Source organism: Betaproteobacteria bacterium (genome assembly GCA_016791345.1).
In the GTDB taxonomy this organism is placed as follows: Bacteria; Pseudomonadota; Gammaproteobacteria; order Burkholderiales; family JAEUMW01; genus JAEUMW01.
In genome coordinates this window covers 1-9,434 of sequence record JAEUMW010000308.1, presented here as the reverse complement: position 1 = coordinate 9,434, position 9,434 = coordinate 1, and the positions used below count along the sequence as shown (strand labels likewise).

11 protein-coding genes are annotated in these 9,434 nt (G+C 69.5%); all 11 read right to left on the bottom strand.

Annotation, left to right across the window (positions count from 1 at the left end):
* Positions 1 to 1,785, bottom strand: a 1,785-nt coding sequence (locus JNK68_12230; GenBank protein MBL8541122.1) for an HAD-IC family P-type ATPase, incomplete at its 3' end; no start/stop codon positions are given.
* A 43-nt stretch (positions 1,786 to 1,828) separates the two neighbouring features.
* Positions 1,829 to 2,626, bottom strand: a complete 798-nt coding sequence (locus JNK68_12225; protein MBL8541121.1) for an ABC transporter permease — start codon at positions 2,624 to 2,626, stop codon at positions 1,829 to 1,831.
* A 19-nt stretch (positions 2,627 to 2,645) separates the two neighbouring features.
* Positions 2,646 to 4,274, bottom strand: a complete 1,629-nt coding sequence (locus JNK68_12220) for an NADH/ubiquinone/plastoquinone (complex I) (GenBank protein ID MBL8541120.1) — start codon at positions 4,272 to 4,274, stop codon at positions 2,646 to 2,648.
* Positions 4,271 to 5,764, bottom strand: coding sequence for an NADH-quinone oxidoreductase subunit J (locus JNK68_12215; protein ID MBL8541119.1), 1,494 nt, complete (start codon positions 5,762 to 5,764; stop codon positions 4,271 to 4,273). Before JNK68_12215 ends, JNK68_12220 begins: the two co-directional genes overlap by 4 nt.
* Positions 5,765 to 5,772: 8 nt before the next feature.
* Positions 5,773 to 6,108: an NADH-quinone oxidoreductase subunit K gene (locus tag JNK68_12210; protein MBL8541118.1), complete on the bottom strand. Its 336-nt coding sequence runs from the start codon at positions 6,106 to 6,108 to the stop codon at positions 5,773 to 5,775.
* 4 nt (positions 6,109 to 6,112) lie between these two features.
* A complete protein-coding gene (locus JNK68_12205; GenBank protein ID MBL8541117.1) occupies positions 6,113 to 7,021 on the bottom strand; it encodes a DUF4040 domain-containing protein in 909 nt (302 codons plus the stop codon).
* Between the two features lie 26 nt (positions 7,022 to 7,047).
* Complete coding sequence (locus JNK68_12200; protein ID MBL8541116.1) at positions 7,048 to 7,341, bottom strand: monovalent cation/H(+) antiporter subunit G; 294 nt, start codon at positions 7,339 to 7,341, stop codon at positions 7,048 to 7,050.
* Positions 7,338 to 7,628, bottom strand: a complete 291-nt coding sequence (locus JNK68_12195; protein ID MBL8541115.1) for an MrpF/PhaF family protein — start codon at positions 7,626 to 7,628, stop codon at positions 7,338 to 7,340. The genes JNK68_12200 and JNK68_12195 overlap by 4 nt, the downstream gene beginning before the upstream one ends.
* Positions 7,625 to 8,107: a Na+/H+ antiporter subunit E gene (locus JNK68_12190; protein ID MBL8541114.1), complete on the bottom strand. Its 483-nt coding sequence runs from the start codon at positions 8,105 to 8,107 to the stop codon at positions 7,625 to 7,627. Before JNK68_12190 ends, JNK68_12195 begins: the two co-directional genes overlap by 4 nt.
* 16 nt (positions 8,108 to 8,123) lie before the next feature.
* Positions 8,124 to 8,699, bottom strand: a complete 576-nt coding sequence (locus JNK68_12185; protein MBL8541113.1) for a hypothetical protein — start codon at positions 8,697 to 8,699, stop codon at positions 8,124 to 8,126.
* Between the two features lie 30 nt (positions 8,700 to 8,729).
* The coding region (locus tag JNK68_12180; protein MBL8541112.1) for an efflux RND transporter permease subunit at positions 8,730 to 9,434 on the bottom strand (705 nt) is incomplete at its 5' end.

Genomic DNA, 9,434 nt, shown 5'->3' with positions numbered 1-9,434 from the left:
GTCGGCCGAATGCAGGGACGGGGCATCGTTGATGCCGTCGCCCAGGTAGCCGACGACCAGCCCGCGCGCCTTCAGCGCCAGGATGATGCGGTTCTTCTGTGTCGGGTTCACGCGGCAGAAGAGGTTCGCCTCGATTGCACGCGCGCCCAGTGCCTGGTCGTCGAGGGCGTCGATGTCGGGTCCGGTGAGCACGCCGGTGACCGGAATGCTCAAGGCCGCACACACGTGCCGGGTCACCTGCTCGCTGTCGCCCGTGACGATCTTCACCGCAACGCCGCTTGCCGCGAGCGCTGTCAGTGCGGGTCCGGCACTTGTCTTCGGCGGATCGAGAAAGCCCGCCAGCCCCGCGAAAACGAGCTCGCACTCGTCGCCGACGACGGCGTGACGATGATCGGATGCCACCTCGCGCCAGGCAATGCCCAGCGTGCGAAACCCCTGCGCGCCGAGCGCCTCGTACAGCGCGCGAACGCGGTCGCGGTCCGCCATATCGAGGCGCCGCGGCTCGGTTGCTGCGCCCGACTCGAACGACGCCGACAGGCGAAGGATTTCCTCCGGCGCACCCTTCACCACCAGCAACCGCCGGCCGTCCTTTTCCACCAGCACGGAAACCCGACGCCGCTCGAAGTCGAAGGGGACCTCGTCGATCTTCGTCCAACCCGAAACGTCGACGTCCGCGTGCGCGAGGATAGCCTCATCGAGGGGGCTGCGCAGGCCCGTCTCGAACGAGCTGTTGAGATAGGCGAGTTCGAGCACGCGCTCGCTTGAGGCTCCCATGACGTCGACGTGACGCTCGAGCCGGATGCGCGCCTCGGTGAGTGTGCCTGTCTTGTCGGTGCACAGCACATCCATGCTGCCGAGATTCTGGATCGCCGCGAGGCGCTTCACGATCACGCGCTGCTTCGCCATGCGCACCGCACCGCGTGCGAGCGTGACCGAGACCACCATCGGCAGCAGCTCCGGCGTCAGGCCGACCGCGAGCGCGACGGCGAAGAGAAACGATTCCAGCAGCGGGCGGTGAAACAGCACGTTGACCAGAAGGACGAAGAGCACCATCAGCACGGTGATCCGCATGATGAGCAGCCCGAAGCGTCGCGTGCCGATCTCGAACGCCGTCGGCGGCGGTGTCTGATCCAGGCTGGCGGCGATGCGTCCCATCTCGGTACGGCTGCCGGTGCGGCACACGAGCACGATAGCGCTGCCGCTGATGACCGAGGTCCCCAGGAAGACGGCGTTGTCGGCGGCCGACAGCTCTGACGCGGCGGCGGGCAAATCGATCGACCGCTTTTCCACCGGATAAGGCTCACCGGTCAGCATCGGTTGCTTCACGAAGAAGTCGCGCGCTTCCAGCACTCTGCCGTCGGCAGGCACGAGATCACCGGCGGCGAGCAGCACGACATCGCCCGGGACGACGGAGGTCAGCGGTACCTCCTGCCGGCGAGCGTCACGCAATGCGGTCGCTTTCACGGCCACCGCCCCCCGCAGCCGCTCCGAGGCGCGGTTGGCGCGGTGTTCCTGCACGAAATCGAGGGTGATCGAGCACAGGACGATCGCCGCGATGATGAAGAAATCCGTGGCATCGCCCGCGAAGCCGGACAGTCCGCTTGCGACCAGAAGGACGATGACGAGAGGATTACGGAAGCGCGACAGAAACTGTGCGAGAAGCGGGCGCTCGCGGTGCTCGCGAAAACGGTTGGGGCCGAAGCGCTGCAACCGCTGCGCGGCTTCCGTCGCGGTCAGGCCGCCATCGGTCGCCGCCAACGCTGCCCCCAGTTCGGCGATGGGGATCGCCCACCAGGGCGGGTTGCCGCCGGTTGGGCTCTCGTTCACGTCAGCTTAGCAGGCGTCGACGCGCGAGCACGAGGGCGACGTAGTAACCGGCGCACGCGTATCCGATCAGCATCGCGACGTGCCAGACGAGGCCGGTGGGAAACTCACCGTTCACCAGCGGCCGCGCGATGGCGACGGCGTGAGTGAGCGGCAGCCAGGCGGCGACTGCCTGCAGAAACGGGGGCAGCTGGGTGACGGGAAAGAACACCCCGCACAGCAGCGTCATCGGTGTGATCGCCAGCGTGAAGTAGTAGATGAAGAAGTCGTAGCTGGGCGAGATCGCCGTCATCGTGAGACCCAGGCTCGCGAAGGTGAGGCCGATGAGCAGCGCGAGCGGAATCAGCAACAGCGTGAGCGGGGAATGCGAAAGGCCCAGGACCCAGATCACGGCGAGGATCGCCACGCCCGAGAGCACGCTTTTCGAAGCCGCCCAGACCGTCTCGGCGAGCACGATGTCGTCGAGGTCGAGCGGCCCGTTGAGGATCGCGCTCCAGGTCTTCTGCACGTGCATGCGCGAGAAGGCCGAGTACAGCGCCTCGAAGGTGGCGCTGTTCATCGTGCTGTAGCAGACGGTGCCCGCCGCGAGGAAGGTGATGTAAGGGCTGCCGTCGACTTCCGGCAGCAGACCGCCGAGCCCGTAGCCCAAGCCCAGCATGTAGAGCATCGGATCGGCGAGGTTGCCGAGCATCGACGGAATCGCGAGCTTGCGCCAGACGAGGAAGTTGCGCCGCCACACCTGCAGGAAGCGCGGACTCAGGGCGGGGCGCGCGAAGTGCTTCCGGTTCACACTCGGGTGCATGCGGAGTACTGCGCCGTCGTCATCGGAGCAGGGCGGCGCCGAGTGCGATCGCCAGGCCGAGCAGCGCTACTCCCGCGGTCGGCCACCGTCGCAGCCAGCCGTCGACGTGCTCGAACCGCCTGCTCGCGGTGATGGCGGTGTGCGCGGCGACGTCGATGGCGACCGCGATGTCACCTTCGGGAATGCGCGGCAGGCGGTCGCCCGCACGGGTGAGCACGACCGCCAGCACGGCGCCGAGGGCAACCGGCCAGAGCGCTTCCCAGAGATACTTCGGCGCGAGTGGGTCGGGCAGCGCGCCAGGCGGAGCAGCGCAGTAGAGCGCCCACGGCACGGCGATCGATGCGAGCGCCATCGCGAGCCACGGCAGGGTGAGTCCTGCGCCGGCAGTGGCCTCGGGCTCGGTGGCCGTGTGCGCGCGCAGCCGCACGACGAAATGCAGCATGAGCAGCGTGGTGCCGATGGCGGAGACGACGCCGAGCATCCCCATGAGACCGTCGCCGAGCGGCGCCTTGACTGCGAACTTGGCGAGCGCACCCCCGGTGAAAGGCAGGCCACCCAGGCCCGCAGCGAGTACGGTGGCGAGCGCCAGCGTCGGCGTGACGCGCGCGCTTCCGGTTGCGGCAACCACGCCGAAGGCGAGAAAGAGCGCGCCCTTCACCAGCACGTGATGCGCCGCGTAGAACGCCGCGAGCACGGGCACCGTCTCATCGGCGGCGGCCATTCCCATGCCCAGCACGGCGACCACGACGCCCATCTGCGAGACGCTGGAATACGCGAGCACCGCCTTGGGATGCTTTTGCGTCACGCCCATCGCGACGGCATAGAGCGCGGTGAACATGCCGAGCGCCGTGAGCGGCTCGCCCCAGGCGGCGAGCGGTGCGTCGAACGGCAGGAAGCGGATGAGCCCGATGATGCCGACCTTCACCACGGCGCCGGAGAGCACCGACGACGCGGGAACGGGAGCGGCGGAATGCGCGAGGGGCATCCACACGTGGAGCGGAACCAGACCGGCCTTGATGCCGAAGCCGCCGACGAGCAGCGCCAGCGTGAGGTCGCGCTGCGGGGACGCGGAGAGCGCCGCTGCGGCGTCGCGCACGAGAAGGCTGTCGCCGGGCATCGCTGCCGCGAGCAGGATGAAGCCGACCAGGGCCAGCGACTCTCCGGTGAGCGCGAGGCCGACATACACCGCCGCGGCGCGCCGGGCACGGGGCGTGTCATCGTGCAGCACGAGGCCGGTCGCACCGAGCGTGAGCAGGCCGAGCAGCGCGTACAGGCTTACCATGTCGGCCGCGACGAACACGCCAAGGCAGCCGGCGAGCGCCATCAGCCAGCACACCGCGAACCGCTCCGCCTTGGGCGAATCGCCGAAGTAGCTTGCGGCGTAGGCGCCGGCTGCGCTCCACAGGAGTGCGGCGACGCCGAGGAGCAGCGCGCCCGGCAGGTCCAGCGCCAGGGCGAGCCGCACCGATCCTCCACCGAACGCGAATGGCGGCGCGTCGACGCTGAAGAGCGCAGCAGCGATGCCGGGCACGGGTGCCATCGCGAGCCAGCCGGGCATGTGGCGGCGCAGCGTGCGCACGACGCATGCGGCGAGCATCGCGAGCGGGAGCGCGAGGGTGGCGACGAGCAGAAGTGACTGCGGCGTCACGGCAGCACCGCGGGGCGTCCGATCGCGACGAAGTCGACCGGCAGGAACGCGACGAAACCGAGCAGCACGGAACACACGGCCAGCGCGAGCGCCACGGCCTCGCTGGCCCGCGGGACTTCGGCTTTGAGGGTGAGTGGCGTGGACGGTGCGCTCATCGCGCGCATCGCCACCATCACCACGTAGCACGCGGTCAGGAGCCCGCCCGTGACCATCACTGCCGCCCACCACCATTGGCCGGTCGTCACCATCACCGAGAGCAGCCACCACTTCGCGAGGAATCCGCCGGAAGGCGGCAGGCCGACGAGCGAGATACCGCCGAGCACGAACGCGACGATGCTCATCGGCATCAGGCGGCCGACGCCGGCCAGCTCGGCGATGCGGTCGTGGCCGAGCGCCGCATAGACGAGCCCGGCCGACATGAACATCGCCGCCTTGGCGGTGGCGTGCGAGATCACCTGCATGAGGCCGCCGCTGAGTGCCGTTGCACTCTCGGCTGCGGTCGACCCGGCCCCGAACGCGAGCGGGAACATGAGGAACAGATAGCCGATCTGGGCCACCGTCGAGTAGGCAACCAGGAGCTTCAAGCGCACCTGGCGCAGCGCGAGCACGTTGCCGAAAAGAATCGCACCGGCACCGAGCGCCGCCAGCAACTGAGCGGCCGGACCACTCGCCAGACCGACATCGAACCAGAGTCGCACCAGCACCAGGAACGAGCCCTTCACCACCAGCGCAGAGAGCACCGTGCTCGCCGGGGCGGGCGCGCCCGCGTGCGCCGGCGGCAGCCACAGGTGCAGCGGGAAGAGCGCGGTCTTGGCGAGCAGGCCTGCCGTCATCAAGGCTGCCGCGACCACCGTGGTGGACTCGACCTGGACGCGCCCGGCGAGCAGCGAGATGTCCAGCGTGCCATAGACACCATAGAGGAGCGGGACGCCGACGAGATACAGCGCGGATCCGGCGAGCGCGAAAAGCAGATAGCGCAGAGCCGCCTGCAGCGTCTCCGCCCGCCCGTCGAGGCAGACCAGGGGGACGGCGGAGAACGTCAGCAACTCCAGCGCGACGAAGAGGGTGAAGAGATCGTGCGCCAGCAGCACCGTGTTGAGCGCGCCCCAGGTCGCCAGCAGCAGTTGCCAGAACGCGAATGCGGTGCGGCTTTCGGGAGCGCCGGCCCGGGCGCCGAACTCGGGCCGGGCATAGAGCGCCGTGGCGCCGATGATGAGCGCGGTGACCAGCATCATCGCGGCGGCGAGTCCGTCGGCGCGCAGCCGGATGCCGAGCGGCGCGGCCCAGGCGCCGAGGGCGTACTGCAGTGGCTCGCCCGAACGTGCGAGCAGGAGGGCAACGACGGCGGCCAGCGCGAGCCCGAGCGGAATGACGGCGAAGGCGACGCGCCGGGCGTGGCGGCCACCGACGGCGAATGCGATCAGCATGCCGACGAAGGGCGTCATCAAGGCGAACGGCAGCAGAAAGCTACCCGGCATCGCGGCCTCCATGTCGCGGCCTATGGGTTGCCCGAATCGGCGTCGTGGTCTGCTGCGGGTGCCAGCGTGGCCGTGCCGGTCGCGTCGAAGAACCGCAGGAGCAGCGCCACCGCAAGTGCCGTTGCCGCGAATGCGACGACGAGCCCGGTGATCGTCAGCGCCTGCAGCACCGGGTCGCCGCCCAGGTCCGCCGCCGCGCCGCGCCGCGCGACCACGCCGAAGAGGAGGAAGACGCCGCTGCCGAAGAGATTGAACGCGAGGATCTTCCGCAGCGGGTGCGGGTGCGTGACCATGCCGTAGAGACCGAGTCCGGCGAGCGCAGCACTGCAGAGGCCGAGCAGGGTAACGGGCGTCATGTGTTCAGCGCCGCTGCGGCACGCCGGCGAGGAGCATGCCGAGCATGACGGCGATGGAGAGCAGCATCGGGATCTCGATCGCGACGATGAGCGGTTTCGCGAAGGCGACGGGGTAGGCGAGAAAGGCATCGGCGATCGCCATGCCGAGGAAGCCGACTGCGCTGAACACGACCGGCCCGGCGAGCACGAGCCACCGCAGCGACACGCTCGACACGGGTGGAGCGTCGGCGAGGCCCGCCATCATCGCCAGCACCCACATCGCCGCGAGGATGGTGCCGCCGGGGAATGCGCCGCCCGGATGATCGGCCGCCGTCCACATGAGATAGATGCCGATGACCACGCCAAAGGGCGGCAGCACGCGTGCGAAGAAGCTGAGCACGCCGTCGGCATCGGGCCGGTAGAGCGTGCCGGGCCGGCCGCCCCACGCGCGGTCGGGGGCGAGCGACCAGACGCCGACGACGGCGAGCACCAGGACGATCTTCTCCAGCAGCGTGTCGGCCGCGCGGTAGGCCATCAGCACCGCGGTGACGGGATTGCCGAGTCCGGTCGAATCGATGCTGGCAACCGCCGCCGGCGCCAGCGTCGGCGCCGGCTCGGGCAGGAACCACACGGCTGCGCCCAGCGCCGCTGCAACGGCTGCGGAGACCCCGGCAGCGGAAGCGCGCAGCCCCGGCGCAGTGCGTTCCGGCCGCGGCGGCTGGTCGGTCGCGCGCAGGCGTGCGGCCGCGCCCAGCAGCAGCACGCCCGTCAGTCCGCTGCCGATCGCCGCTTCGGTCAACGCCACGTCGACCGCCTGCAGGCGCACCCAGGCCACGGCGACGAGCAGCCCGTAGGCGGCGAAGGCGATGACAGCAGCGAACGTGCTGCGCACGGTGATCGCGAAGACGGCGATGACGAGCAGCAGCACCACCATCGCGAGATCGACCGTAAACGACCAGGTCACGCAGGCGGATCCTGGTTGCGCACCACGCGCGCGATGAGTTGTGCGACGGCCGAGCCGGAGAGCAGGACGAGCAACCAGACGCAGACGAGCTTCACTGCGACGAGGGTGCCGTCGACGCGCGGCAGGAGCCCGAGCACGATGAGCCCGAGTCCGAGATTGTCGGCCTTGGAGAGCGCGTGCAGCCGCGTGAGCGTATCCGGAAAGCGCAGCAGCCCCACGGTTCCCGCGAGGTAGAAGAAGCCGCCAGCGACGACGGTGACGACGGTAAAGATATCGAGCGCGAGCTTCATTCGCCGGAGGCGGCAGTGGCGTCGCGCGGCGGGGCGGGGCGCGATGCGGCCTTGGCCAGTGCCACCGACACGAACGCCGCGAGCAGGGCGAGGGTGAGCGAGACGTCGATCGCCGCGTAGCGCTCGACACCCTCGGCGAAGAGCAGGAGCGCGCCGATGCCGCCGGTGCCCAGCAACTGCACGGCCATGATCCGGTCCGCGGCACCGCGCGCGCGCAACAGCGGCTTCAGGCCGACCGCCGTCAGCAGCAGCACGCAGGCCGCAGCGGCGAGCAGGAACGTCGTCATCGCGCGGCCCCCGGATCGAGGACGTCCGCCACGAGCGCTTCTTCCGTGGACAGCGACTCGAGCACCGGCTGGTTGCGGTCGAGGCAGTGATAGCGGAGCACGCGGCCATCGTCCGCAATCGGCAAGGTGCCGGGCATGAGACTCGTGAGCGAAGCGAAGGCGTTGCGCACCATGCCGCGTTCGAAGCGGCACGGGTAGTCGACGAAGCCGGGGGCAAGCGGCAGGCGCGGGTCGAGTGCACGCTTCGCGACGTCCCACCCTGCGACCGCCGATTGCCAGACGAAGCGGGCCAGGAGGCGCGCCAGCGCGCTCAAGCGGATGCGGTGGGGCGACGCCGGGACGAGCCGCAGGCTGACGCCGGTGGCCGCGGCGGCGGTGACGATGCCGGCGAGAATGTCGACCGGATCGGTGTCGATCAGGACGATCCACAGCGCCAGATAGGCAGCGCCGCGGATCAGCGCTGCCCACGCGTGCGTCATGGCGGCGACGCCGGTGTCAGTCGCTGCAGAGGAGCCGCACGCGCCGCTCGGCGAGGTCGAACTCCTGATCGGTCTGTGCGGCGAGCAGCTGGTTCTTGGCGGCAACGCAGGCATCGGCCTGCTGCACCGCGGCCGGTGCCGCCGCCCGTGCTCCCGGCGCGCAGAGGGAATCGTCGACCAGCCGCAGGTTGTTGAACTGACCACGCTCCACGGCGACGCAATCGCCGACGCGCAATCCGGCTTCGTCCGTCACCATGGTGACGGTGCTGCCGCCGATCAGGATCGTGTACTGGAAGGCCTGACCGCGCGTAGCCATGCGGCCGAGCTGCTGTCCGGCGACTGCGCCCCCGACGCCACCCAGGATGCGATTGCTGCCCGAGCGTCCGGATCCCACCGCGGCGCCGAGCGTGCCGCCGAGCAATGCGCCGCCAACCTGCGCGCCCGTGTTGTCGGTGTTGACGAGGCTCACGTTCGTGATGCGGCCGAACTGCACGCTCGATTGCGCCCATGCGGCGCTCGACAGCATCCCTGCTGCGATCACGAGCAGCAGTCTGCCCCAGCCCTTCACCCGCATGACGTCTCCCAGACCCATGTCCTTGCTCCTTGCTGAATGGATTTCGAGTTACGTCGCCGGTGCGGCCTTCGATCCCGGCCGCGGCGGTGCGTCGGGTCGTCCCTTGAACACGGTGACGTACACGGTCGGCAGGAACACCAGCGTGAGAAGCGTGGCTATCAGCAGACCGCCCATGATCGCGAAGGCCATCGGCCCCCAGAACACCGTCGGCGCAATCGGAATGAGACCGAGCACGGTGGAGATCGCCGTAAGAGACATCGGCCGCAGACGCGAAGTTGCAGCCGCGACCACTGCATCCCACACGTTCTTGCCCTCGGCGCGATCGGTCTCGATCTGCACGATCAGGATCACCGCGTTCTTCGCGATCATGCCGAGCAGCGAGAGGATGCCCAGGATCGCGACGAAGCCCAGCGGACGGTTGAACAACAAGAGCGACGCCACCACGCCGATCAACCCGAGCGGCAGGATCGCGAGCACGATGCCCAGACGCCGGAAGCTCTGCAGCTGGAACATGAGCACCGTCAGCATGAGCGCCAGCATGAGCGGCACCACGGCGAACACCGAGGCGCGCGATTGCGCGCTTTCCTCGGCGATGCCGCCGGTGTCGATGCGGTAGCCTTTCGGCAGGCGCGTGTTCAGCTCGGCCACCTTGGGCGCGAGTGCGCTCACCACATCGTCGGCGAGCACGCCCGGCACGACATCGGCGATCACGGTCAGCGTCGGCACGCGGTCGCGCCGCCAGATGAGCGGGTA

Bases quoted from the DNA above. Each gene is read 5' to 3' on its own strand.
- JNK68_12205 (MBL8541117.1), bottom strand. From the start codon at position 7,021: ATGGTGGTGCTGCTGCTCGTCATCGCCGTCTTCGCGATCACCGTGCGC.
- JNK68_12190 (MBL8541114.1), bottom strand. From the start codon at position 8,107: ATGACGCACGCGTGGGCAGCGCTGATCCGCGGCGCTGCCTATCTGGCG.
- JNK68_12185 (MBL8541113.1), bottom strand. From the start codon at position 8,699: ATGGGTCTGGGAGACGTCATGCGGGTGAAGGGCTGGGGCAGACTGCTG.
- JNK68_12200 (MBL8541116.1), bottom strand. From the start codon at position 7,341: ATGAAGCTCGCGCTCGATATCTTTACCGTCGTCACCGTCGTCGCTGGC.
- JNK68_12215 (MBL8541119.1), bottom strand. From the start codon at position 5,764: ATGGAGGCCGCGATGCCGGGTAGCTTTCTGCTGCCGTTCGCCTTGATG.
- JNK68_12195 (MBL8541115.1), bottom strand. From the start codon at position 7,628: ATGACGACGTTCCTGCTCGCCGCTGCGGCCTGCGTGCTGCTGCTGACG.
- JNK68_12210 (MBL8541118.1), bottom strand. From the start codon at position 6,108: ATGACGCCCGTTACCCTGCTCGGCCTCTGCAGTGCTGCGCTCGCCGGA.
- JNK68_12225 (MBL8541121.1), bottom strand. From the start codon at position 2,626: ATGCACCCGAGTGTGAACCGGAAGCACTTCGCGCGCCCCGCCCTGAGT.